At 64.2% G+C, this 22,907-nt stretch carries 22 protein-coding genes; 7 read left to right on the top strand and 15 right to left on the bottom strand.

All coding sequences use genetic code 11. The features are described 5' to 3' along the window. Positions 1 to 33: 33 nt before the first annotated feature. Entirely contained in the window at positions 34 to 462 is a 429-nt protein-coding gene (locus ACSHWJ_RS01985) for a TOBE domain-containing protein (RefSeq protein ID WP_218797673.1), read from the top strand. 98 nt (positions 463 to 560) lie between these two features. Continuing rightward, positions 561 to 1,364 carry a sulfite exporter TauE/SafE family protein gene (locus ACSHWJ_RS01980; RefSeq protein ID WP_041360995.1) on the top strand — a complete coding sequence of 268 codons (804 nt, stop codon included), beginning with the start codon at positions 561 to 563 and terminating at the stop codon, positions 1,362 to 1,364. A gap of 45 nt (positions 1,365 to 1,409) precedes the next feature. Here the strand turns inward: ACSHWJ_RS01980 and htpX are convergent, their stop codons facing one another. Next, the gene (htpX, locus tag ACSHWJ_RS01975; RefSeq protein WP_010960660.1) at positions 1,410 to 2,294 is read right to left on the bottom strand and encodes a protease HtpX; all 885 of its coding nucleotides are present in this window, start codon (positions 2,292 to 2,294) and stop codon (positions 1,410 to 1,412) included. 108 nt (positions 2,295 to 2,402) lie between these two features. Here htpX and ACSHWJ_RS01970 point away from each other — a divergent pair, with 108 nt between their 5' ends. Next, positions 2,403 to 3,146 (top strand): class I SAM-dependent methyltransferase, encoded by a 744-nt coding sequence (locus tag ACSHWJ_RS01970; RefSeq protein WP_432539207.1) that lies wholly within the window; start codon positions 2,403 to 2,405, stop codon positions 3,144 to 3,146. 29 nt (positions 3,147 to 3,175) lie between these two features. Further along, positions 3,176 to 4,519: a DNA repair protein RadA gene (gene radA / locus ACSHWJ_RS01965; protein ID WP_432539206.1), complete on the top strand. Its 1,344-nt coding sequence runs from the start codon at positions 3,176 to 3,178 to the stop codon at positions 4,517 to 4,519. Positions 4,520 to 4,998: 479 nt separating this feature from the next. Here the strand turns inward: radA and ACSHWJ_RS01960 are convergent, their stop codons facing one another. From ACSHWJ_RS01960 to ACSHWJ_RS01910, 11 genes are all read right to left on the bottom strand, one after another. Then, positions 4,999 to 5,496: an arsenate reductase ArsC gene (locus ACSHWJ_RS01960; RefSeq protein ID WP_432539205.1), complete on the bottom strand. Its 498-nt coding sequence runs from the start codon at positions 5,494 to 5,496 to the stop codon at positions 4,999 to 5,001. Further along, complete coding sequence (locus ACSHWJ_RS01955; protein WP_017364605.1) at positions 5,493 to 5,834, bottom strand: ArsR/SmtB family transcription factor; 342 nt, start codon at positions 5,832 to 5,834, stop codon at positions 5,493 to 5,495. The genes ACSHWJ_RS01960 and ACSHWJ_RS01955 overlap by 4 nt, the downstream gene beginning before the upstream one ends. A 141-nt stretch (positions 5,835 to 5,975) precedes the next feature. Beyond that, entirely contained in the window at positions 5,976 to 6,230 is a 255-nt protein-coding gene (locus tag ACSHWJ_RS01950) for a formate dehydrogenase subunit delta (RefSeq protein ID WP_017364606.1), read from the bottom strand. 26 nt (positions 6,231 to 6,256) lie between these two features. After that, positions 6,257 to 7,147, bottom strand: coding sequence for a formate dehydrogenase accessory sulfurtransferase FdhD (gene fdhD, locus ACSHWJ_RS01945; RefSeq protein ID WP_432539204.1), 891 nt, complete (start codon positions 7,145 to 7,147; stop codon positions 6,257 to 6,259). Between the two features lie 6 nt (positions 7,148 to 7,153). Further along, positions 7,154 to 9,997, bottom strand: a complete 2,844-nt coding sequence (fdhF, locus tag ACSHWJ_RS01940; protein WP_432539203.1) for a formate dehydrogenase subunit alpha — start codon at positions 9,995 to 9,997, stop codon at positions 7,154 to 7,156. Positions 9,998 to 10,053: 56 nt separating this feature from the next. Further along, entirely contained in the window at positions 10,054 to 11,604 is a 1,551-nt protein-coding gene (locus ACSHWJ_RS01935; protein ID WP_432539202.1) for a formate dehydrogenase beta subunit, read from the bottom strand. Continuing rightward, positions 11,601 to 12,080 (bottom strand): formate dehydrogenase subunit gamma, encoded by a 480-nt coding sequence (locus ACSHWJ_RS01930; protein WP_010960670.1) that lies wholly within the window; start codon positions 12,078 to 12,080, stop codon positions 11,601 to 11,603. The genes ACSHWJ_RS01935 and ACSHWJ_RS01930 overlap by 4 nt, the downstream gene beginning before the upstream one ends. A 143-nt stretch (positions 12,081 to 12,223) precedes the next feature. Further along, the gene (locus ACSHWJ_RS01925) at positions 12,224 to 13,855 is read right to left on the bottom strand and encodes a GTPase (protein WP_432539201.1); all 1,632 of its coding nucleotides are present in this window, start codon (positions 13,853 to 13,855) and stop codon (positions 12,224 to 12,226) included. Next, positions 13,852 to 15,645, bottom strand: coding sequence for a GTPase (locus ACSHWJ_RS01920; protein ID WP_432539200.1), 1,794 nt, complete (start codon positions 15,643 to 15,645; stop codon positions 13,852 to 13,854). Before ACSHWJ_RS01920 ends, ACSHWJ_RS01925 begins: the two co-directional genes overlap by 4 nt. Before the next feature lie 146 nt (positions 15,646 to 15,791). Further along, entirely contained in the window at positions 15,792 to 16,523 is a 732-nt protein-coding gene (locus ACSHWJ_RS01915) for a hypothetical protein (RefSeq protein WP_017364613.1), read from the bottom strand. After that, positions 16,520 to 16,795 carry a hypothetical protein gene (locus ACSHWJ_RS01910; RefSeq protein WP_432539199.1) on the bottom strand — a complete coding sequence of 92 codons (276 nt, stop codon included), beginning with the start codon at positions 16,793 to 16,795 and terminating at the stop codon, positions 16,520 to 16,522. The genes ACSHWJ_RS01915 and ACSHWJ_RS01910 overlap by 4 nt, the downstream gene beginning before the upstream one ends. Positions 16,796 to 16,968: 173 nt before the next feature. On the opposite strand from ACSHWJ_RS01910, the gene ACSHWJ_RS01905 reads away from it, so the two are divergent. Next, positions 16,969 to 17,397 carry a hypothetical protein gene (locus ACSHWJ_RS01905; protein ID WP_010960675.1) on the top strand — a complete coding sequence of 143 codons (429 nt, stop codon included), beginning with the start codon at positions 16,969 to 16,971 and terminating at the stop codon, positions 17,395 to 17,397. A gap of 67 nt (positions 17,398 to 17,464) precedes the next feature. Here the strand turns inward: ACSHWJ_RS01905 and ACSHWJ_RS01900 are convergent, their stop codons facing one another. Together ACSHWJ_RS01900 and ACSHWJ_RS01895 are read right to left on the bottom strand one after the other, a co-directional pair. Beyond that, the gene (locus ACSHWJ_RS01900; protein ID WP_432539198.1) at positions 17,465 to 19,957 is read right to left on the bottom strand and encodes an ABC transporter permease; all 2,493 of its coding nucleotides are present in this window, start codon (positions 19,955 to 19,957) and stop codon (positions 17,465 to 17,467) included. After that, positions 19,954 to 20,613 (bottom strand): ABC transporter ATP-binding protein, encoded by a 660-nt coding sequence (locus ACSHWJ_RS01895; protein WP_010960677.1) that lies wholly within the window; start codon positions 20,611 to 20,613, stop codon positions 19,954 to 19,956. The genes ACSHWJ_RS01900 and ACSHWJ_RS01895 overlap by 4 nt, the downstream gene beginning before the upstream one ends. 118 nt (positions 20,614 to 20,731) lie before the next feature. Between ACSHWJ_RS01895 and ACSHWJ_RS01890 the strand changes: the two genes are divergently transcribed. Together ACSHWJ_RS01890 and ACSHWJ_RS01885 are read left to right on the top strand one after the other, a co-directional pair. Further along, entirely contained in the window at positions 20,732 to 21,274 is a 543-nt protein-coding gene (locus tag ACSHWJ_RS01890; RefSeq protein ID WP_345774371.1) for an arylesterase, read from the top strand. Further along, a complete protein-coding gene (locus ACSHWJ_RS01885; protein ID WP_282213376.1) occupies positions 21,271 to 21,624 on the top strand; it encodes a HopJ type III effector protein in 354 nt (117 codons plus the stop codon). Before ACSHWJ_RS01890 ends, ACSHWJ_RS01885 begins: the two co-directional genes overlap by 4 nt. A gap of 4 nt (positions 21,625 to 21,628) precedes the next feature. Here the strand turns inward: ACSHWJ_RS01885 and ACSHWJ_RS01880 are convergent, their stop codons facing one another. Beyond that, entirely contained in the window at positions 21,629 to 22,834 is a 1,206-nt protein-coding gene (locus tag ACSHWJ_RS01880) for a transglycosylase SLT domain-containing protein (RefSeq protein ID WP_282213375.1), read from the bottom strand. Between the last annotated feature and the right edge of the window lie 73 nt (positions 22,835 to 22,907).

Genomic DNA, 22,907 nt, shown 5'->3' with positions numbered 1-22,907 from the left:
GTCTGGCGGCTAACGAGGCAAAGGAGTCGAGTCATGAAAACGAGTGCACGAAATCAGTTTTTCGGCAAGATCACAGCCGTCAACGTCGGCGCGGTCAATGCCGAAGTGGCCGTGGGACTCAAAGGAGGACAGAGCATCGTTGCGGCGATCACCAAGGAGTCGGTGGAGAAGCTCGGGGTCAAGGTGGGCGGCGATGCCGTCGCGCTGGTCAAGGCGCCCCAGGTCATCGTCGTCACGGACGACGCCGGCTACCGCCTGTCCGCCCGCAACCAGTTGAGCGGCACCGTGAGCCGCATTCACAAGGGCGCGGTCAATTCGGACGTCATCATCGATCTGGGCGGCGGCGAGACCGTGGCCGCGACGATCACCAACGACAGCCTTGAAGCATTGGGGCTGGCGGAGGGCCAGACCGCGATGGCGGTATTCAAGGCCGGCTCGGTCATTCTCGGCGTGGCGGCCTAAAACGCAATCGGCCGCTCCGTCCCAGACCTGGGCCGGAGCGGACTTTCCAATCCCTATGGGACCTGGGCTCAAGCACGAAGCCCGGGGGCAATCAGCACATGCTTTCCAGAACCCAAGATGTCCGTACGCCGTTCGCCGCGTTCGGGAGCGGTGCCGCGATCGGTATGCTGGGGGGGCTGATCGGCATCGGCGGAGCAGAGTTTCGGCTCCCTCTGCTGATCGGTCTGTTCGGTTTCGGTGCGCTGGAGGCGGTCATACTGAACAAGGCGATGAGCCTCATCGTAGTGGCAGCCGCCTTGCCGTTCCGCGCCGGCGCCGTCCCCTTTTCCAGCGTACTGTCGCATGGGGACGTCGTCCTCACGCTGCTGTCCGGAAGTCTCGGCGGGGCCTGGATCGGCGCTGGTTGGGCGACGCGGCTCCAGTCGCGGATTCTCTACCGGGTAATAGCAGTACTGTTGGTGGGAATCGCAGCGGCCTTGCTTTGGGGGCATGATGTGGAGTCCGGATCGGCCGCCCGGCTGGAGGGCATCGCCCTGGTCTTGGCCGGTGCGCTGGCCGGTGTCGGCATCGGAATGGTCGCGGCGGTTCTGGGTGTTGCGGGAGGCGAACTGCTCATACCCACCCTGGTGCTGCTGTTCGGACTGGACCTCAAACTCGCCGGCAGCCTGTCCCTCGCCGTAAGTCTGCCCACCATGGTGACGAGCTTTACCCGCTACAGTCGCGACCGAAGCTTCGCGGTGATCGCCGCGCAACGCCGTTTCATCGCCCTCATGGCCCTGGGATCGCTCGCCGGGGTCTGGCTGGGCGGCCTGCTGCTCGGTGTGGTTCCTATGGCCTGGCTGTTGCCGGTGTTGGCGGCGATTCTGGTGCTGTCGGCCGTCAAGATGTGGCGCCATGGCTGACCCCCTCGCACGAGGAGAGGGTCAGGACGGCACCGAAGGCGTGGCTCAGCGCAGGTTCTGCAGCGCGGCGATGCGTTCTTCCAGCGGCGGATGGCTCATGAACAGCCGGCTCAGGCCGCCGCCACCGCTGATGCCGAAGGCAGCGAGCTGGCCGGGAAGGTCGTGCGGCTCCCGTGCCCGTTGGAGTGCGCGCAGAGCATCGATCATCTTGCCTCGACCGGCCAGGCGGGCGCCACCGGCATCGGCGCGGAACTCGCGCCAGCGCGAGAACCACATCACGATCATGGTGGCGAGGATCGACAATATGATCTGCGCGATCATCTGGGTGATGTAATAAGCCGGGCCGTAGCCGCCGCGGTCGTCCTCCGAGCGGAACAGCACCCGGTCGACCAGATGGCCGGCCACCGTGGCGAAGAAATATACGAAAGTGTTGACCACACCCTGGAGCAGGCCCATGGTCACCATGTCGCCATTGGCGACGTGGCTCATCTCATGGCCGAGCACGGCTTCGACTTCGTCCGGGTTCATGTTCTGCAACAGGCCGGTGCTGACCGCGACCAGCGAGCTGTTCTTGCTGGCTCCGGTGGCGAAGGCGTTCGGTTCGGGGGAGTCGAAGATGCCGACTTCCGGCATGCCGAGCCCGAGCTGCCGGGCCTGGCGGGCGACGGTGTCGATCAGCCAGCTCTCGGTACTGTTGGACGGCCGTTCGATGACGAAGACGCCCATGGACTGTTTCGCCATCCATTTGGACATCAGCAGCGAGATGAAGGACCCGCTCATGCCCATGACGGCGGAGAACACCAGCAGGCTGTCGAGATCCAGGTTGACGCCCTGCTGTGCCAGCAACTGGCCCAGGCCGAGCACGTTGAAAACGATGCTGATCAGCACCAGTACGGCGGCGTTGGTCAGCAGGAACAAAAGGATGCGCATGGCGGGAATCCCCGTGGTTGGTTTGAGTGCTACCATAATCTGCGGCGCCCGCATGAAAAATCAAGCGGGCCACGGTTTTCTTCCAAAGGTGGGGTGTCTTCAGTTCCCATGAACGCGATTTCCAATTTGCACACTGCCGAGCGGCTGTTTTCCGGCCCGATAGCCGAAGAGTACGAAAAGCTTGCATTGATCTGTCCGGCTGCTGCGGACATGAGCCGGCGCGTAGGAGAGTTCGTGGCCGGATGGCTGCGCGGACGGGCAGTCCCGGACGACGCATTGGAACTCGGTTGCGGCACCGGCGTGACGACCGCAGCCTTGCTCGCGGCACTGGACGAGGTGCCGCTGACGGCCGTCGACTCCGAGCCGTCCATGCTGGTGCAGGCGGGGGCGAATCTGGCGTCCTGGATCGAGGCGGGGCGTTTGCGGCTGGTCGAGAACGATGCCCTGTCGTTTCTCCGTGACCAGGCCGATGACAGTTTCGAGGTCATCGCTTCCGCCTTCACCCTGCATAACTTCATGAACGGCTACAGGCGCGAAGTGCTGCAGGAAATCTTCCGCGTGCTCAAGCCCGGTGGGCTGTTCGTGAACGGCGACCGCTATGGATTGGACGATACCCTGGAACACACCCGGCTCATCCAGGAAGAGGTCAAACAGTATTTCAAGGTATTCCGGGAACTGAACCGCATCGATCTGCTGGAGCACTGGATCGTCCATTTGTTCAGCGACGAATCGCCCGACCGCGTGATGCGGCTGGCTCCCGGCCTCGACGCGATGGCGGAGATCGGCTTCCATCCGGTGAGCGTGCATTATCGCGACGAGGTCAATGCCCTGGTGACGGGGAGCAAGCCCTGAGCGCCGCCAGAGGGTCCAAGGCGGGCAGGGTGGTCTACCGCTGCACCGGGTGTGGCCAGAGTCAGCCCAAATGGTCCGGCCAGTGCGGTGGCTGCGGCCAGTGGAACACCCTGGTCGAAGAAATCGAAGCGCCAGCGGTCGGCAGGCGTCTGGCCGGCTACGCCGGTGCGGCGGAGGGCAGCATGCCGGTGTCGTTGGCCGAGGTGTCCCGCGAGGACCTCTCGCGCATCACCAGCGGCCTCGGTGAGCTCGACCGGGTGCTCGGCGGCGGGGTGGTGCCGGGGTCGGCGATCCTGCTGGGCGGCGATCCCGGTATCGGCAAATCCACTTTGCTGTTGCAGACCCTGGCCTATCTGGGAAGGAGCACCCGCACACTGTATGTGACCGGCGAGGAATCGCTCAGCCAGGTCAGTCTCCGGGCCCATCGCCTGGGACTGGACGGTCACGGCATTCAGGCACTGGCCGAGACCTCGCTGGAACGCATCCTCGACACCGCGGAGCGGCACAAGCCAGAGGTGCTGGTGGTCGATTCGATCCAGACCGTATACAGTGAAGCCTTGCAGTCCGCGCCCGGTTCAGTGGGGCAGGTGCGGGAATGCGCGGCGCAACTGGTGCGCTACGCCAAGCAGAGTTCGACCACCGTGTTCCTGGTCGGCCACGTCACCAAGGAGGGCGCGCTGGCCGGCCCCCGGGTGCTGGAGCACATGGTCGATACCGTGCTGTATTTCGAGGGGGACGCTTCCAGCCGCTACCGGGTGGTGCGCTCGTTCAAAAACCGCTTCGGGGCGGTCAACGAACTGGGTGTCTTCGCCATGACCGAGACCGGGCTCAAGGAAGTCCGCAACCCTTCGGCCATCTTCCTGTCGCGAGGCGATGAGGACATGCCGGGCAGCATCGTCACCGTGACCCGGGAAGGCAGCCGGCCTTTATTGGTCGAAGTCCAAGCCCTGGTCGACGAATCCCATCTCCAGTCCCCGCGACGGCTGGTGGTGGGCATGGAAATGAACCGGCTGGCGATGCTGCTGGCCGTGCTCCACCGCCATGGCGGCGTGCCGGTCGCCGCTCAGGATGTATTCGTCAATCTGGTCGGCGGTGTCCGTCTCACCGAAACCGCCGGCGACCTCGCCATCGCCTGCGCCGTCGTCTCCAGTTTCCGCGACCGCCCCGTGCCCGGCGAGTGGGTCATCTTCGGCGAACTCGGTCTCAATGGTGAAATCCGTCCCGTCCCCAACGGCGAAGAGCGCCTGCGCGAAGCCGCCAAGCACGGCTTCAAGTACGCCCTGGTGCCCGCCAAGAACGCGCCGAAGCAGGGTGTGCCGGGAGTTTCCATCATCGCTGCAAGGAATCTGCGGGAAGCGATCAACGCGCTTTGACGGCGCGCTTCTCACCGGCGCGTCTGCCGGGTCCGGAGCCGACGCCAACGGGTGAGCGAAACCTGAGCGCCGCGGAAGGACCCGCCGACCCCATCTTGTTCGCCTTGCTTGGCTTGCTCCGGTTGCATGCTGATGCCGCAAGGTGGGCCGTCGACGTCTTCCGCTCCCACCGTATCGATATCGACACCGACCACCCGCGCGATTTCCCTCCAAGAGGATTTCGATTCCGTACGCATCCGTAGCGCCCGCCGTCGCATTTCGTCCTGGACTTCACAGGATGATTTCCGGACACAGATTCTGCCCGATGTCGCATCACCAACCGCTCTTCGATGGCCGGGTTAGTAAACCATATCGCCGTTGGCCTCCCCGGATTTGCTGCCCGGTCCTTCAGCAGGTACGCCGTGCCTGCACAAGGTCGCCAGCGCATGGCGGTTGACCTTTCCGGTTGGATGGCTCTCGGCGCTCCTGTGCGTCTTGTGTCAAGCCGTCCGTCCGATGTCGCGAAGCTTCCGCTCCAGGGCGAGCCGTTCCAGGCTGTGGGGGTTGAGGGCGGTGAACAGGGTGATGCGCCGTTCGAGAAGCGCGAAGGTCTGGGCAAATGCGAACCGTCGCTCGCTTTCAGAACCTTCGACGGCCGCCGGATCGGGCAATCCCCAATGGGCGGTGATCGGCTGGCCGGGCCAGACCGGGCATACTTCGCCGGCGGCGTTATCGCAGACCGTGATGACGAAATCCAGCGGCGGTGCCCCTGGGACAGCGAACTCGTCCCAGCTTTTGCTGTGTGCCTCGTCCGCCGGAACGCCTTCTTTGGTCAGTCGTTCCAACGCTAGCGGATTGACGCGACCGGTCGGATGGCTGCCGGCGCTGTAGGCACGAAAACGTCCCTTGCCGAGATGGTTGAGTAGCGCCTCCGCCATGATGCTGCGGGCCGAATTGCCGGTACACAGGAAAAGCACGTTGTAGGTTCTCTCGCTCATTCAGGAGTCTCCTGATCGGTAGCGCATCGAATCGGGGTGGACGTCGTACAGGGGGCGCCGCGGCAGCAGTTCTCGGTCAAAAACCCGATCAACTCGTTCATTACCTCGAAATTCGCCGAATAGATGACATAACGGCTTTCCTGACGTGATCTGACGAGACCGGCATGGACCAACTCCTTGAGATGGAAGGACAACGATGAAGGGGCGATTCCCAGGGCTTCGGCGATTCGGCCGGCGGAAAAACCCTCCGGCCCGGCCTGGATCAACAACCGGAATACGGCCAGACGGGATTCTTGCGCCAGGGCGGCAAGGGCAATCACGACGGACTTCGATTCCATTTTTCTATGATTATGGAAGTATCGATTAAAAGCAAGACGCTCGCGGCATCCTTGTCCGGCTTGCAGGGGATGAAACCGACCCCGCGGCAAGACGGGGCCGGAAGGGGAGCGTGCCGGTGCTACGCGGTGGTGGAAAACCGGTCAGGCCGCATTCTTCTGTTGCTCGTTCATGAGCACGGCCACGGCTTCACGTGCCAGCGGGCTCAGTCCTTCGCCGCCGGCCTGGAGGTGGGCGATGATCTGGCGGCGCATCCGGGGCTCCCAGAACTTGTGCAGATGATCGACCACGCCCTGAACGGCTACGGCGTGGTCGGGCTCCGCCTGGAAAAAGGCGCCGATGTTGTTTGCCATCTTGACGAGATTTTCGCTGTGCATATGCAGGTAGGGCCCCTTCATTTGGGTGTTGTGAGTCGGAAACTCGCTTATTGTTCGAGCAGCCGGTGGGGGTGGCTATAAACCACGCATGTCTCGCCGCGGACGAAACCGGCCAGGGTCAGGCCGGTTTCCAGCGCGAGCCGGACGGCGAGGCCGGTGGGTGCCGAAATCGCGGCCAGGAAGCCGATGCCGGCCTCTGCGCATTTCTGTACCATCTCATAGCTGGCGCGGCTGGTGACCAGGACGAAGCCGTCGTTGCGCGATGTGCGGGTTTTCGCCAAGACCCCGATCAGTTTGTCCAAGGCATTGTGGCGGCCCACGTCTTCCCGAAGATGGACGAGCCCCCGACCGGGCACGATCCAGGCCGCGGCGTGGACCGCACCGGTCAGCGAATTGATGTCCTGTCGTGCCCGCAGTTCATCCTGGGCGCGGCGCAGATCGGCCATCGACACGACAGCGCCCGCTCCCACCCGCGGAGGGCGGCGCACCGCTTGCTGCAGGGTCGCCGAACCGCACAGGCCGCAGCCGGTACGCCCGGTGAGATTGCGCTCCTTGCCCGGCAGGACGGCGAAACGCTCCTCGGTGATGCGTAGCCTCACCTCGATGCCTTCGCTGCGGTTGTGGGGGCGGACCGCCAGGATCTCGGACGGTGAGCGGACGATGCCCTCGGTCAGACTGAAACCGATCGCGAAATCCTCCAGGTCCAGGGGCGTCGCCAGCATGACCACATGCGGCACCCCGTTGTAGACCAGCGCAACGGGCACCTCCTCGGCCACTTCGTCGGTTTCGACGCTGACGACCCCGTCACGCAGGCGCTGGACCGTGACCCGGCAGTGGCTGGACCGGCTGCCGTCTTCCGGGATCCATGCACCCGGCGCATCCTCTGTGCTGCCCGGGCGAAGGACCGGATCGGAGACGGTCGCGGCCGGATCCGTCATCCCGAATCAGCCCGCCGTGGCCTTTTCCAGGAAGGACAATTGCTCTTCCGTGAAGCTGCGGAATTTCTGCTGCCACTCCGAAGGCGCATTGACCTTGGTAACCTGCACGGCAGTGACTTTGTACTCCGGACAATTGGTGGCCCAGTCCGAATTGTCGGTGGTGATGACGTTGGCGCCGGATTCCGGGAAGTGGAAGGTGGTGTAGACCACCCCGGGTTGCATGCGCTCGGAAACCACCGCCCGCAGCACCGTCTCGCCCTGCCGGCTCTTGATGCCGACCCAGTCGCCGTCCTTGATGCCCCGGTTCTCGGCGTCGTGGGGATGGATCTCCAGACGGTCTTCCGAATGCCAGGCCGTGTTCGCAGTGCGGCGGGTTTGCGCGCCCACGTTGTACTGCGACAGGATGCGGCCGGTAGTCAGGATCAGCGGGAATTTGCTGCTGGTGCGTTCCTCTGTGGGGACGTATTCCGTGAGCATGAACCGGCCTTTCCCCCGCACGAAATGGTCGACGTGCATGGTGGGCGTGCCGTTAGGCGCCTCCTCGTTGCATGGCCACTGCAGGCTGCCGACCTCGTCCAGGCGCTTGAAGCTGACCTTGCTGAAGGTCGGCACCAGGCTGGCGATTTCGTCCAGGATCTCCGAGGCATGGCTGTAGTTCATCGGATAACCCAGGGCGTTGGCCAGCATCTGCGTCACTTGCCAGTCCTCGTAACCGGCCAGCGGCGGCATCACCCGGCGTACCGGCGAAATGCGTCGTTCGGCATTGGTGAAAGTACCGCTCTTTTCCAGGAAGGAGGCGCCGGGAAGGAAGACGTGGGCGAACTTGGCGGTTTCGTTCAGGAACAGATCCTGAACGACGACGCATTCCATGGCCTCCAGCGCCGCGAACACGTGCTGGGTGTCCGGGTCGGACTGGGCGATGTCCTCACCCTCGCAGTAGAGTCCCTTGAAGCTGCCCTCCAGCGCGGCTGCGAACATGTTGGGAATGCGCAGGCCTGGTTCGGGATCCAGCCGGGTGTTCCAGGCCGCTTCGAATTGGGCCCGCACCGTGCTGTCTGAGACATGGCGATAACCTGGCAGCTCGTGGGGGAAGGAGCCCATGTCGCAGGAACCCTGCACGTTGTTCTGCCCGCGCAGCGGATTGACGCCCACGCCCTCGCGGCCGACGTTGCCGGTCGCCATGGCCAGGTTGGCGATGGCGATCACGGTGGTCGAGCCCTGGCTGTGCTCGGTGACGCCCAGGCCGTAGTAGATCGCCGCATTGCCGCCGGTGGCATAGAGCCGCGCCGCTTCGCGCAGGGTCTGTGCCGGTACGCCGGTGACGGACTCCATGGCTTCCGGCGAGTTGCGTTCATGGGCGATGAAATCCTTCCATTTGTTGAAGGACTCCGCCTCGCAGCGCGCATTCACGAAGGCTTCGTCGACCAGTCCTTCTCTGACGATGACATGGGCGAGCGCGTTGACCACGGCGACATTGGTGCCGGGCTTGAGCTTCAGGTGATAATCGGCCTCGATGTGCGGCGAGCGGACCATGTCGATGTCGCGCGGGTCCACCACGATGAGCCTGGCGCCCTGGCGCACTCGCTTCTTCATCAGCGAGCCGAACACCGGATGGCCGTCGGTGGGATTGGCGCCGATGACCATGATCACGTCGGACTTCATCACCGAGTCGAAGGTCTGGGTCCCGGCCGACTCGCCCAGGGTCTGCTTGAGGCCATAACCGGTGGGTGAGTGGCAGACGCGGGCGCAGGTGTCGACGTTGTTGTTGCCGAAAGCGGCGCGGACCAGCTTCTGCACCAGGTAGGCCTCCTCGTTGGTGCAGCGGCTGGAGGTGAGTCCTCCGACCGAATCCTTGCCGTATTTGGCCTGGATGCGCTTGAATTCCGAGGCGGCATAGTTGATCGCCTCTTCCCAGCTCACTTTCTGCCAGGGATCATGGATGCTCTTGCGGATCATCGGCGAGGTGATGCGGTCCGGATGGGTCGCATAGCCGAAGGCGAAGCGGCCTTTGACGCAGGAATGGCCATGGTTGGCCTGGCCGTTCTTGTCCGGGACCATCCGTACGACCTCGGAACCCTTCATCTCCGCCTTGAACGAACAGCCGACCCCGCAATAAGCACAGGTCGTGATGATCGAATGATCGGCCTGGCCCTTTTCGACCACGGATTTCTCGATGAGTGTCGCGGTCGGGCAGGCCTGGACACAGGCGCCGCAGGAGACGCACTCGGAATCCATGAAGGCCTGGTTCTGTCCGGGTGAGATCTTGGACTCGAAGCCGCGGCCGTCGATGGTGAGAGCGAAGGTGCCCTGGGTCTGTTCGCAGGCGCGGACACAGCGCGAGCAGACGATGCACTTGGAGGGCTCGAACTGGAAGTACGGATTGCTCAGGTCCTTTTTCGCATCGAAATGGTTGGCACCTTCGTAGCCGTAGCGTACTTCCCGCAGACCGACCACGCCGGCCATGTCCTGGAGCTCGCAGTTGCCATTGGCGGAACAGGTCAGGCAATCGAGGGGGTGATCGGAGATGTACAGCTCCATGATGCCGCGGCGGATCTGGGCCAGCCGGTCGTTCTGGGTCACGACCTTCATGCCCTCGAACACGGGCGTGGTACAGGAGGCTGGAAGCCCGCGCCCGCCTTCGATCTGGACCACGCACAAACGGCAGGAACCGAACGGTTCCAGGCTGTCGGTGGCACAGAGCTTGGGGATGTCGATGCCGATACTGGCGGCCGCCCGCATGACCGAGGTGCCTTCGGGCACGGTGGCGGTGAAGCCGTCGATTTCCAGGGTGACCATTTTGTCGGAAGTGCTGGGCGGCGTGCCGAAATCTTTGTCTTTTAGTAGAGCCATGGGGCTATCTCCTCTCTTGGTCGGTGCTTGCGGGGCACCCGTCAGGGAAGGGGGCGTCAGGCAACCTGCGCCACACTCTTCTCGCCGAAATCTTCCGGGAAATGATTGAGGGCGCTGAGGACGGGGTAGGGCGTCATGCCTCCCAGTGCGCAGAGCGAACCGGCCAGCATGGTGTCGCCCAGATCCCGCAGCAGCGCCAGATTCTTCGCCCGGTCCCGGTCGTCGATGATGCGGTCGATGACTTCCACGCCTCGGGTCGAACCGATCCGGCAGGGTGTGCATTTGCCGCAGGACTCGAGCGCGCAGAATTCCATGGCGTAGCGCGCCATCTTCGCCATGTCGACCGTGTCGTCGAATACCACGACACCGCCATGGCCGAGCACGGCCCAGATGGCGCTGAACGACTCATAGTCCAGCGGGGTGTCGAACTGCGATTCCGGCATGTAGGAACCCAGCGGGCCGCCGACCTGCACAGCGCGGATCGGGCGCCCGCTGGCGGAACCGCCGCCATAGTCGTACAGCAGCTCGCGCAGGGTCATGCCGAAGGCCTTCTCGATCAGGCCTGGCCGCTTGACGTTGCCGGCAAGCTGCAGCGGCAGGGTACCGCGTGAGCGGCCCATGCCATAGTCGGCGTAGTATTTGCCGCCCTTGTCCAGGATGATCGGCACCGAGGCCAGCGAGATCACGTTGTTGATGACCGTGGGCTGGCCGAATAGGCCCTCGATGGCGGGCAGCGGCGGCTTGAAGCGCACCATGCCGCGCTTGCCTTCGAGGCTTTCCAGCAGGGCGGTTTCCTCGCCGCAGACATAGGCGCCGGCGCCCAGACGGACTTCGAGCTGGAAGCGCTTGCCGCTGCCGAGGATGTCATCGCCCAGGTAGCCGGCCTGGAGAGCGGCCTCGATGGCCTGATTCAAGGCCACCCCGGCATGGGGATATTCGATGCGGAGATAGATGTAGCCCTGGGTTGCCCCCACTGCGAGACCGGCGATGGTCATGCCCTCGATCAGCACGAAGGGGTCACCTTCCATGATCATGCGGTCGGAGAAGGTACCGGAATCACCCTCATCGGCGTTACAGACGACGTACTTCTGGCCGGCGGGGGTATTGAGCACCGTCTTCCATTTGATACCGGTGGGGAAGGCCGCACCGCCGCGACCCCGCAGGCCGGAAGCGGTGACTTCCTCGACGATCGCGGCGGGCTCCATCGCCAAGGCGTTACGCAGTCCGCGGTAGCCCCCGTGAGCCAGATAATCTTCCAGGCAGACCGGATCGGTGATGCCGACGCGGGCGAACGTCAGGCGTTCCTGATTCTTGAGGTAAGGTATTTCCTCCGTCAATCCTTGATACAAGGGATGTGCCTTGCCTTCCAAGAAGCCGGCTTCGAACAGGCCGGCGACGTTGCCCGGCCGCACCGGACCATAGGCGACACGCCCGCCGGGGGTGACGACCTCTACCAGGGGTTCGAGCCAGTACAGGCCGCGTGAACCGTTGCGGACCAGCTTGATCGCCGTGCCGCGCCTGGCGGCCTCGAGCTGGATGGCATTGGCCACCCGCTCGGCACCGAGACCGAGGGCGCTGGAATCACGGGGGACGTAGACCGTAATCATGCGGCGACCTCCTTCAATTCATCGATGATCGCGTCGAAGCTCTGCGGCGAGACGTGCCCATACACCTCATGGTCGATCATCATCGAGGGCGAGCAGGCGCAATTGCCGAGGCAGTAAACGGGTTCCAGGCTGAAGGCACCGTCCGCCGTGGTTTCGTGGTAGTCGATGCCGAGGCGTGCTTTGACGTGGGTTTCCAGGGACTCGGAGTTCATGGCTTGGCATGATTCGGCCCGGCACAGGTGGATCGTGTGCTTGCCCGGCGCGGTGGTGCGGAAATAGTGATAGAAGCTGATGACGCCATGGACTTCGGCCCGCGAGAGATTCAGCGCCTTGGCGATTTGTGGAACCGCGTCCTCCGGAATGAACCCGATGCGGTCCTGGATTCCGTGAAGAATGGGCAAAAGTGCCCCCGGCATGGACTTCTTCTGTTCGATGACTTCCGTCACCGCATCGCGGTCCCATTCGGTCTGCGTCATGGTGCGTCTCGTGCGTGCCTGGCAAAAATAGTTGATTAAAGTAGTATGGATTTATAGCACAAAGGCAATCCGGTGCAACAGGAGTTAACTAAAAAATTAAAGCACTTTTGTGTTGCATGCTCAACGACGCATGGCTTTGCCGTTCAGCGTCCCGGCAGCAGTCGGGCGATTCTGGAATCCCCGATGATCCTGTCGTCACCAGGGATTTCACAGGATTTCAGCCATTCGGAAGCGGTTTCGGCCAGTTGCTCGCTGCGGCGCCCCAGCTGCTCCAGCGACCGGGACACCCCGGTTCCGATTTCATCCAGGCCGGCGTCGAGTCCTGCGCGGATTCCCCTAAGGGCGGCCCGCTCCGCAGACGGTTTGAGGGCACGGTACGACAAGTAGGGCAGCAGCCATGCCAGGATGATCAAAAGGGCACTGTGGACGGCGAAATCGACGCCCAGATACCCCAGGTGCTCGGTGCTGCTACGGTAGTAGAACGTCACCACGTTGAAGGTCACCCAGCCGGCCGCTCCCAGCGGAAGGAGCAGGGAGGCGATTCGGCACAGACGGTAAAGCACCCGCTGCAGCCGGTTGCCCGGCCGTGACAGAGCGCAGCGCAGCCTTTCCTCGACCCGCCTGCCAACCGTGGCGGAAGCACCGGTCGCCAGCGGTGCCAGTGCCTGCTGCAAAGGTAGCCGCGGCAGTTTCCGGTCGTCTGCGTCGACGGTCAGACCCGCTAGCACGTCTTCCCAGCGCTGTTGTGCCCAGGGATCCCAGACGGCATTGACGGGCGGGCCATCCCCATCGGCGGCGGATTCGGGCGGCGCCAGTGATTTGAGCCGGCCGGCCAGGAATTCCTCCGCGGCCCGCTGCGTCACCCAGGCGAGTCCCTGCTTGAGCTCTGTCGCGACCTCGTTCCATTGTGCCTCCCAGCTGCCACGCTGCGCATCCCAGGCCGATCGCTGCTCCAGGCGTGCCTTGACCACGGCGAGACAGGTTTGCAGTCGCCGGGTGCGGCAGGCCAGTGCCTGGGACTCGATCTGATCGACCAGATGTTTGTCCGCCAGTTCTTCGATCAGCCGTTCCAAGGACGCAAAATCGTCCGCCGCTGCGGGCGTTCCGTCGTCGCTGGCGCATTGGGTGCGGAACAGGTAGGGCTCGGCAAACCCGCTGTTTTTCAGCAGTGCGAGGAAATCCTGAATCTGCACGGGATCGCCGTGGTCCCACTGGTTCATGACGAAAGCCCAGGCGTGGGTGCCGCGCTGCTCCATCAGCATCGCCCAGCCGCAGTCGTCGCGATAACGCTCCGGACTGACTACATAGATCAGGAGATCGATGTGAGGGATCCAGCGCAGAGCCAGTTCCCGGTTGGCGGTCTCGGCGCTGTCGATGTCCGGCATGTCGATCCAGACCAGCCGGCGCAGGGTGTCATTGTGGTGATGGGCCAGACGGATCCGGTCTAGAGGCAGATCGGGGGGGAAACGGTCGAGCCGCACCGATTCGTGGGCGTAGAGCGAGACTTCGCGCGAGGTCGGTCGTTCGACGCCCACCCGGGCGATCGCCGCGCCGGCGAGGCGGTTCAGCAGCGAGCTCTTGCCGACGCCAGTGCCGCCGAAAAAGCCGATCACCAGCGGGCGGTGGATGCTGCCGTCGAACAACGTGCCCGGACTCGTGTCGTCGAGGCCGGCGAAGGGCTCGACGTCCTCACGGCTGAGCCAGCCGGCGTGCGCCAGTGCCTGGACCCAGGCGAGGATTTCGCTCCGGATGGCCGAATATTCCTGTTGATTCATGGTGTACCGGGGGCGGCGGCGAGTTCCCGCTCCGCTGCTTCGAGGGTGCCGGCGGGGATGAAGAAGCCGGTGTCATGAGGCATGTCTTCTGGCGCACGGAGCAGGTTCGCCGCGAGATGATCCTCGAACAAACAGCTCACTGCGGCAGCCTGACGTTTTTTCAGATCCTCGGCGGCTCGCTGGACGTAGTGGCCCAGGGCGCTTTCGGTCAGCAGCGAGGTGAGCGACAAGATGGCCGGCGCGATCACGAAGTCCTGCAAGCCGATTCCGCCGGTATGCAATCCGACTGCCAGTGCCGCGGCGTCGGTGGTGACACGGGTGGCCCTGAGACTGTTGAGCACCGCCGGATGTTCCCGCAGACGGTCGTACAATGCATGCGCGGTCTTTTCGACTTCCGGCCCGAACTCGCGCGAATAGGTCGAGACGGCCTGCGAGAAACGGTCGAGCACGGCGGCTTGCCGGTGGCCGATCTCGCGTCCCAACGCCAGCCACCAGGGCCTGGTTTCCGTGGCAGTCTCTGCGATCTCGGCCACCTCCTGGCGCAGCGTGAGCATGACGTGGAGGGCGATCTGCTGCAGTAACGAGCGTTCGCTGCCCAGATTGGCGGCATCGGGCCGCCACCGCCGTCCGAGCTGCCTGACCGGCCAGGTCATGATCCGCCGCATTTGCGTCAACACGCGAGCCACGCCGGGAATTTCCAGCAGGGTCAGCAGTTCGGCGAGTGCGCGCTGGAAGGTTTCGTAATGGTGGGGGTGGTCGAGATAGTCACGGCGGTAGAGCCGGCTTGCCGAACCGATCGCCCGGCCGACCAAGGCTCGCCACTCCTGCTGGGCCTGCTGCTCGACGCGGACCGGCGCGAGCCAGCTTTCCCAGTTCGCCCGCACGAATCGCATCAGTCCCAGGCACTGGCGCGAGCGGTCCGTCTGCCTGAGCAGGGTCCGGGTGGTTTCGACCAGCGCATCCACGCCGGGAGGCTCGGAAGCGTTCCCTCCCAGATAGGGCAGGGTGACGATGGGCGGCATGGCGTCACTCCGAACCTGGCGCCACTTTCCGCCCAGCGAGCGTACCACCGTCTCTGCGGTTGCCGGAGGCGTCTTGTTCAGGCAGATGAAGCTGGGGATGCCGAGCGGCTCGATCATGGCCAGCAGCTCCCACACCGACTGGTCGGCATATTTGTCCTTGCTGAGCACGCAAATCAGAAGATCCGAAAGCGCGATGGCCCGGAGCAGGCCGCCGCGGTAGCGTTCCGAATCGATCGAATCGAAATCCGGCGTGTCCCAGACGGTGACGGCAAGGCCCAGCCGGGGAAGGCGGGCAGGCATCGGTTCGAAACCGAAAAACCGGAAATCCTCGGCGGGCAGGTCGGCGACGCGTCTTGCCTGCAGGGGATCGAAGTAGCGGTACAGTGCGGTCACGGCCTCTCCCTCGCCGCCGTAGGCGAATCCTTGCGGATGGCGGGTGAATCCCGCCAGGGGGCTTGCCACGGCCGCATTCTCGCCCAGGAGCCAGTTGATCACCGAGCTCTTGCCGGCCTGGGTGGGGCCGATCACGGTGATCTGAGGCAGCATCGCGCCCGTTCTGAGCCAGCGCAGCCTGAGGTTCGCCAGCTGGAGCGAGTACAGGTTCCGGCGATGATCCGCGGGCCGCGCCGGCCCGGTCTTCGCCAGATGGTCGTCCTGGCGCACGTAGCATCGTTCCAGGCTGGCGAGAAACTGCCGAAGCGCCGGCCCGCCGGGACCGTCGCCGGAATTCACCAGCAAGGCATTACGGCCTGCGCGCTCCTTCGCCATCAAAGGAAGCTCCCCGCTGCGGCAATCAGAGAGGCGGGGCCGACGGTTTCCGGGTTTCGATAGGCTGGGCTGGAATACATGAGCGGTGAGGTGGTCGGGGAGATGCGGACTTCGTTCCTCGGGGATTTTAACGCGTTTGAGCGCAGTCAGCGGCTTTCGCGCAGCAGCACGTCCTTCGCCTGATTGATCTTGGCCGCGAGATAATCCGATCCGCCCCGGTCCGGGTGCAGCTTCTGCATCAACCGCCGGTGGGCTTCGACGACGGCCTCGCGCGGTGCACCCTCTTTCAATCCCAGGATCGCCAAGGCCTCGGCCCGGCTCATCCGACCCGATTGCGACGAACCGGTGGCCGTGTCATCGGCTCCAGCGCGGGCCCGCCAGCCGGTTCCGATCACGCGGTCCAGGTAGACTCCCAGCAGGCGGGCCGATTCGCCATCGGCCTGCAGCAGTTCGGCATGGAGCTCCCGCAGATCCGCGAGACTCAGCTCACAGAGCCGACGGCCGGCCTGTCGCCCGGCGAGCACTTCACCTCGGATTTCCCCGCTGCTGCGGTCCAGGCGCAGCCGGAGGAACCGCGTTTCCACGACGGACTCTCCCGCGGCGCCGAAGGTTTTCCGGCGCCACAGCCGCTGCAGGACGGGCAGCAGGGGAATCAGCCCGGGCAGCAGTCGCAGCAAGGCCGCCAGCAACGCACCTGCGAGCGGCACGACCCAGCCGAGCCGTCCGGTAGCCGCCAGTCCCGCAAACAGCAACAGAACGAGCCATGGTGCAATCCGCCGCATTTCTTTCGCCAGGCGGGGACGCAGGGCGCGCAAAAAGGCCGCCAGTGGGGGCAGGACGAGCAGCAGGACCAGGAGCAGGAGGACGATCTGGATCAAGGCTGACGCAGCCGGCGGATCGATTCGGGTATTTCGGCATCCCCACGCTCCGGCGATGCCTGCATTGGATGGCCACCCCCTGCGGCATAGGCGGCCGCTGCTCGGAGCAGACGGGCGAGCCGATCCGGTCTGGCGGCATCGAAGTCGCCTGGCGCCCGACCACCCGCCTCATGGCCCGGATGTTCGAAGCCGCGGCGCAAGCCCGCCGGGCGGCCGTACCCGTCCGCCATCACCAGGGATTCGACCGCTTCGACAGGATGCTTGTGACTCATGCGAAACCTGCCGATCGCGGATGTTTTCTCGTCATGCGCCACAGTGTACAGGAGACGCCGTCGGCCTTCGAATCCCTGCCCGAGCCTCCTCCTTGTTCGAAGATGGGGCAACATGGTAACGTGCGCGTACCCTGGGAAGGGGAGACTTGATCCCAACGAGGAGGTAATAACGAATGTCTAACGAAAACAATAGCGAAGGACCCGCCAAAGCAAACATTTTAGATACGCTCAAGTCCAATCCGAAAATACTGTACGTGATCGGTGGGGTCGCTGTCGTGATCCTGCTCGCACTGGCCATGGGCGGCGGCGGGAGCGGAGAGGTCCAGGTGAAGACCGCGGTCCAGGTCGGTCAGACGGTGGTGGTGTCCAATCCCAACGTGGGCGACTCCCAGCTGACCGCGGCGCCCGGCCTGATGAACGTCGCCTCGGGGGAGGAGGAAAACGACGAGCAGAAAGTCTGCGTGGTGAAATCGGGCACCCGGGCGACGGTGGAAGAGGAATCGATCGTGGGCGCTTTGCCGTTCGTGAAACTCAAGATTCTGGACGGTGCCTGCGAAGGCAAGAGCGGCTGGACTTCCAAGGTCAACGTGTCTGCGAATTGAGTGACGCCGGCGATGGGGAGGGCAGCGGGTTGCCCCCCATCGCTGCTGCCGCGGATGCTTCTTCGTTTCAGGACAGGTCACGCAGAACGTCGTTGGGACTCACCGCGACGACCCGGCGGACGCTCCATCGTCCCGCCATCCCCACAGTGATCGCGCCCAGGCAGGGTGCGGCCAGCCATAGCCAAGGGTGTGCCTGTGGCGCCAGATTCATCACTCTGGAAAATGCCACGGCACCGACCAGTTCGGTGGAGGCGGCGGCAAGGATGCCGGCAAGAAACCCCAGGACTGCAAACTCGATCCACTGACTCCTCTTCAAAAGCGGTGTGTCCGCGCCGAGGGCCCGTAACAGTGCATCCTCCCGCAGCCGCTCCTCCGCCGTGGCGTGCACCGCCCCGAATAGGACCGTGAAACCGGCGACCACCGCGAATCCCAGAACGACCTGGACCGCCAGCGTCACCTGCTGCAGGATCGCTTGAAACTGTTTCAGCAAGGCATCGACATCCAGCAGAGTGATCCCTGGGAATGCCTTGACCAGGTTACTGAGCACGGTGCTCCGTCCCGAAGGAACATGAAAGCTGGTCAGATAAGTGCGTGGCTGGTTCTGCAGGCTGCGAGGGGAGAAGATCATGTAAAAGTTCGGAGTCAGGGCGTCCCAGCGGACGCTGCGTATGCTTTCGACCGTCGCGGACACCGGCGTGCCGGCCACATCGAACGTAAGCTGCGAACCGATCCGGATGCCCAGTTCTGCGGCGAGCTTCTCTTCCACCGATACCCGTAGAGGCACACCCGACCACCAATGGCCACGGACGATACGGTTGCCGGCCGGCAGCCCCTCGCTCCAGGTCAGGCTGAGGTCCCGCTCGAGGGCGGCTTCGGCATGGGAGTCCTTCGGCGCGAGCTCGTGTGCATCGATCCCGTCCACGCTGACCAGACGCCCTCGAACGATGGGATAGATCCCGCTGCTTTCGATCGATTCGGCCTTGAGCATTTGCCGGAACCGGTCCAGTTCGGTCTCCTGCAGATTGAGTGCGAAAAAGTTGGGCACATTGTCCGGCGACTGCCGTTTCCACTCGGACACGAGCTCGTTCTGTACGACGTGGCTGATCAGCATGGCGGCCATGGCCAGCCCGAACCCCATGATCTGAACCGAGGCGAGACGGCGACGGCGCAGCAGGGAGTGCAGGCCGAGACGCCAGACCAGAGGACGCCGGCGCAGCAGCGTCGGCAGCAATCGCAGAAGACCGTCGAGGCAAAAACCGAAACCCGCCAGTGTCGCCGCGCCTCCCATGAGGACGAACCCCACCAGTGCGGGATCACGCGCGGGGCGCAGAAGCAGGGCCGCCAAGGTCACGATGGCAATGCCGAGACCCAACCAGACGCTGGGCGGGGTGGGTCCGAGGTCGCGCCGCAAGACTCTCAGCGGCGGCACGCGCATCAGCTCCGGCAGAGGCGGGACGGCAAAACCCACGAGGATGACCATTCCGATCAGTGGTGCCGTCAGCAAACTTTCCAGCCCCGGCTGGGCCAGGTCATGGGGCAGGAGCCCTGCGACCGAGCGGGCGATAGCGGCCTGGACCAGATAACCGAGGGCGCTGCCGAGAAGGGAGCCGGGGAGCCCCACCATCATCAGGACGCAGATGTGGATCGCCAGGATGTCGTTCTTCGTCGCCCCCATGCATTTGAGCAGGGCGGTCGTGTCGGAATGGCGCTCGGTATAACGCCGAGCGCTCATACCGATCGCCACACCGGCGATCAACACGATCATCACGCCGGTCATGCCGAGATAACGTTCGGCGCGGTTCAATGCCGTTCCGACTTCGGGGCGGTCCTCATGCACGTCCAGCAGCCGCTCGCCTCGCTGCAGCCGGGGCCGGAGCCAGGCTTTGAAACGGCGTACGGCGGTGTCCTTCCCGGCGAACATGTCGTAGTAGTGCACCCGGCTGCCGGGCTGAATGACCCGAGTGGCCGGTAGATCGCCGAGGTTCATGATCACACGCGGCGAGAGGCTGTAAAGGTCCCCGCGCCGGTCCGGTTCGTGGGTGAGGAGCCGCTCGACGCGGAATTGTGCGCTGCCGACCGTGAGTGAAGCGCCGAGCGTGAGGCCGAGGGTAGTCAGCACCCGAGATTCGACCCAGACGGTGCCCGGTTGCGGAATGCCACCCGCCGGCCTTTCGTCCACCGCTCCCGCAGCTCGGGTGCGGACTTCCCCGCGTAAGGGGTAGGCGGGACTCACGGCCTTGATCCCTCCCAGCAGAATCTGCTCGTTCTCCATGAGCACGCTGGGGAATTCCGCGCTGGCCGCGTGCTTCAGGCCCAGGCTCGCCGCTTGCTCGAGCCACTCCGGAGGGATCTGGCGATGGCTTGCCAGCGTCAGGTCACCAGCGATGAATTCCGCCGCATGATCGACCATGGTGCGGGCCAGGCGATCGCTGAACAACTGGGTCGCTGCGGTGGCGGCCACGGCGATCAGGAGTGCGGCGAGCAGCACACCGAGTTCGCCACCCCGCCAGTCACGCCTGGCGAGCCGCCAGGCCAGGCGGAAACCGTAGGCGGCCCTCATGACTCGAGCATCCGCCCGGCCTCCAGCCGGAGCAGGCGATCACAACGCGAAGCGAGACGGGCATCGTGCGTCACCAGGACCAGCGTGGTGCGATGCTCGCGGTTGAGGTCGAACAGCATATCGATGATGGTCTGGCTGGTACGGTCGTCGAGATTTCCGGTCGGCTCGTCGGCGAAGAGGATGTCCGGCACCGTGACGAAGGCGCGCGCAAGGGCCACTCGCTGCTGCTCCCCGCCGGAGAGCTGGCGGGGATAATGTCCCAGGCGATGCTGGAGGCCGACCCGGGCCAAGAGTCCCCGGGCGCGGTCCCGGGCTTCGTCGAGACGACCGCCGAGTTCCAGCGGCAGCATGACATTTTCCAGGGCGGTGAAGCTGGGCAGAAGCTGGAACGACTGGAACACGAAACCGACGTGCCGCGCCCTCAGCCGTGCCAAACCATCTTCGTCCAGTTGCGAAAGGCGGCAGCCGGCAAGCTCGATCTCGCCCGCAGACGGCCGGTCGAGGCCGGCGAGCAGACCGAGCAGAGTCGACTTGCCGGAGCCGGAGGTTCCGACGATCCCGACGCTCTCACCCGGTTTGATCGCCAGGTCCACACCTGTCAAGATATCCAGTCTTTCACCGGCGCTTACGACCCACTTGTCCACCTGTCTCGCCATGATCAAAGCGCGCCTGCCCTCCGGTCCGGCATCGTTGCTGTTCTTGTCCATCGTGTCTGGCTTCATCTCGATAACTCCCCTTTCGGCGGATTCAGCGGCGGCCGATTCTTTGCTCGTCGTGGGCGACAGCCTCAGTGCCGGCTATGGCCTCTCGGACAGCGGCCAAGGGTGGGTCGCATTGTTGCAGCAAAGACTGCAGCCTCGAAACATCACCGTGGTCAACGCCAGTATTCCCGGCGATACCAGCGGCGGCGGACTGGCCCGCCTGCCTGCAGCGCTGGCAGCGCACCGTCCCCGGATCGTGATCCTTGAGCTCGGCGCCAACGATGGCCTACGCGGCCTGCCTCCGGCGGCGTTGAAAGCCAACCTCGGCGCCATGATCGATCAGGCGAGATCGACCGGGGCGCAGGTCCTGCTTCTGGGCATGAAGCTTCCGCCGAATTACGGCGGCCGCTATGCGGAGGCCTTCGAACGGGTGTATCAGGAACTCGCCGAGGAGAAACAGGTTCGACTCTTGCCATTTTTTCTCGACGGGGTCGCAGGGGACGAACATCTGCTACAGTCTGATGGCCTCCATCCAAACGCCGAGGCGCAACCCCTCCTCATGAAAAGCGTATTCGAGAAACTCGAACCACTCCTAGCATCGATCGACCGACCATGACCCCAGAAGAACTCATTGCCCGGATACGGCAAGGCGACCGCATCGCCTTCACAGACACCGTCGAAGCAATCGACTCGGCTTATCATTTTACTCCGACCGAATTTCGCAACGGACGGGGGGATGAGGTCGTGATCAATCCGGCCGGTACCAACTCGGGTTCATGCAAGATTTTCGGTTTCGCCCGGCTGCACAGGCTGTCGGTCACCGAAACCCTCGCATTGTTCGGCGACTATTACTGGGAGGACGTGCTCGGTCGTCCGGACGGCGACGATCATCGCAACATCCGGACTTTCATGAAATATGGTTGGGAGGGGATCAGCTTTCCGAAAAGTCCTCTGGCGCCGCGCTGAGTCGCTAGCCGTGCCCGGACTGCCGGCCGAGAGCCGACAGCGTGGCGCCACGTCTACCGCCCCTTTTCCTGGCCGCCGTAGGTTTTGCGCCGTCGAGGATCGAGGCCAGCGCCGCGGCGCTCTCGACCGGCAGCAGGACGTCATACCGGCGTTTGGGCGGTTGCACGCCGGGTTTGAGGGCAGGATTCATCCTGAAAAATTCCTGTTCGGGGAGTCCCGAGCTAGCGACGACCTCGGCCACACGGACCTTCGAATCGACCTCCACCCTCGTCAGGTAGGGCCGGTCCCGGATTTTCCTGAGCTTCAGGCCGTAGCCTTCCGGATGGGCTATGATGCGGGATAAGGCCAGTATCCGAGGCACGTAGGCCCGGGTTTCGGCCGGTAGATCGAGCGTCCAGAAGCTGCCACCCCGGCCGGCCTTGAGGCTGGCAGCGACCGCCCGTTGCACCGCTCCCTCGCCGGCATTATAGGCGGCCAAGGCCAGCAGCCAGTCGCCGTTGAAAACGGTGCCGAGATGTTTCAGGTACGACAGGGCCGCGGACGTCGAGGCATGTATGTCGTAACGGCCATCATAGTTTTCGTCCACGGTGAGTCCGTGTTCTTCGCCAGTGCCCCGCACGATCTGCCACAGGCCGACGGCGTCGCGGGGGGAGGCTGCCAAGGGATCGAACGCACTTTCGACCATGGGGACGACAAGCACGTCCATGGGCAGCCCTTTGCGCTCGATTTCGCTTGCCAGATAATGCAGAAAAGGCTCTCCCCGCCTTGCTAGCGCATCGAGATGGGCCGGATTGTGCCTGAAGGCTTCGATTTCGGCATCGACCGCTTCATGTCGAATGTCGCTCAGAACCAGCTTTTGCCTGATATGCTGCCACAGGCCTTCTTCCCCCGGTGAGCCGGAAGCCGCTCTGGCCAGACGCAGACCGGGTGCTGCCCTGGGTTTCCGTCTCTTGGTCGCCGGAACCCTGGCCGTTTCGGAATCTTCTCCCACCGGCAGATCCCCGTCCCACAGGCGGCTCGCGAGCCGGTCCTGCAGTAGCGCCAAGTCCGAAGGCAATCGAAGATAAGCCGGGTCGACCGGTTTTTCCGGCGGCGATTCGACATCGCGATGCGACACCGAATGCTGGCCGGCAGGCGGCAGGGTGTGAGCGCAGGCTGCCAGGAGCGGCGGAAAAGTCAGCGTGCCAATCAGTCGCGTCGCTCTTCGCAATAACGCAGACCGCCCCTTGTGTCCGACACCGAGAGGGGCGGTTGGGTATAATCGATCGGGCATAGCTTCAATG

The organism is Methylococcus sp. S1M, assembly GCF_051295855.1.
Classification (GTDB): domain Bacteria; phylum Pseudomonadota; class Gammaproteobacteria; order Methylococcales; family Methylococcaceae; genus Methylococcus; species Methylococcus capsulatus.
This window is presented reverse-complemented; position numbering and strand designations above follow the sequence as displayed.

Bases quoted from the DNA above. Each gene is read 5' to 3' on its own strand.
- ACSHWJ_RS01925 (WP_432539201.1), bottom strand. From the start codon at position 13,855: ATGAATCAACAGGAATATTCGGCCATCCGGAGCGAAATCCTCGCCTGG.
- ACSHWJ_RS01935 (WP_432539202.1), bottom strand. From the start codon at position 11,604: ATGATTACGGTCTACGTCCCCCGTGATTCCAGCGCCCTCGGTCTCGGT.
- ACSHWJ_RS01960 (WP_432539205.1), bottom strand. From the start codon at position 5,496: ATGAGCGAGAGAACCTACAACGTGCTTTTCCTGTGTACCGGCAATTCG.
- ACSHWJ_RS01980 (WP_041360995.1), top strand. From the start codon at position 561: ATGCTTTCCAGAACCCAAGATGTCCGTACGCCGTTCGCCGCGTTCGGG.
- fdhF (WP_432539203.1), bottom strand. From the start codon at position 9,997: ATGGCTCTACTAAAAGACAAAGATTTCGGCACGCCGCCCAGCACTTCC.
- ACSHWJ_RS01970 (WP_432539207.1), top strand. From the start codon at position 2,403: ATGAACGCGATTTCCAATTTGCACACTGCCGAGCGGCTGTTTTCCGGC.
- fdhD (WP_432539204.1), bottom strand. From the start codon at position 7,147: ATGACGGATCCGGCCGCGACCGTCTCCGATCCGGTCCTTCGCCCGGGC.
- ACSHWJ_RS01950 (WP_017364606.1), bottom strand. From the start codon at position 6,230: ATGAAGGGGCCCTACCTGCATATGCACAGCGAAAATCTCGTCAAGATG.
- ACSHWJ_RS01905 (WP_010960675.1), top strand. From the start codon at position 16,969: ATGTCTAACGAAAACAATAGCGAAGGACCCGCCAAAGCAAACATTTTA.
- ACSHWJ_RS01900 (WP_432539198.1), bottom strand. From the start codon at position 19,957: ATGAGGGCCGCCTACGGTTTCCGCCTGGCCTGGCGGCTCGCCAGGCGT.
- ACSHWJ_RS01895 (WP_010960677.1), bottom strand. From the start codon at position 20,613: ATGGCGAGACAGGTGGACAAGTGGGTCGTAAGCGCCGGTGAAAGACTG.
- ACSHWJ_RS01930 (WP_010960670.1), bottom strand. From the start codon at position 12,080: ATGACGCAGACCGAATGGGACCGCGATGCGGTGACGGAAGTCATCGAA.
- htpX (WP_010960660.1), bottom strand. From the start codon at position 2,294: ATGCGCATCCTTTTGTTCCTGCTGACCAACGCCGCCGTACTGGTGCTG.
- ACSHWJ_RS01885 (WP_282213376.1), top strand. From the start codon at position 21,271: ATGACCCCAGAAGAACTCATTGCCCGGATACGGCAAGGCGACCGCATC.
- ACSHWJ_RS01910 (WP_432539199.1), bottom strand. From the start codon at position 16,795: ATGAGTCACAAGCATCCTGTCGAAGCGGTCGAATCCCTGGTGATGGCG.
- ACSHWJ_RS01955 (WP_017364605.1), bottom strand. From the start codon at position 5,834: ATGGAATCGAAGTCCGTCGTGATTGCCCTTGCCGCCCTGGCGCAAGAA.
- ACSHWJ_RS01920 (WP_432539200.1), bottom strand. From the start codon at position 15,645: ATGGCGAAGGAGCGCGCAGGCCGTAATGCCTTGCTGGTGAATTCCGGC.
- ACSHWJ_RS01985 (WP_218797673.1), top strand. From the start codon at position 34: ATGAAAACGAGTGCACGAAATCAGTTTTTCGGCAAGATCACAGCCGTC.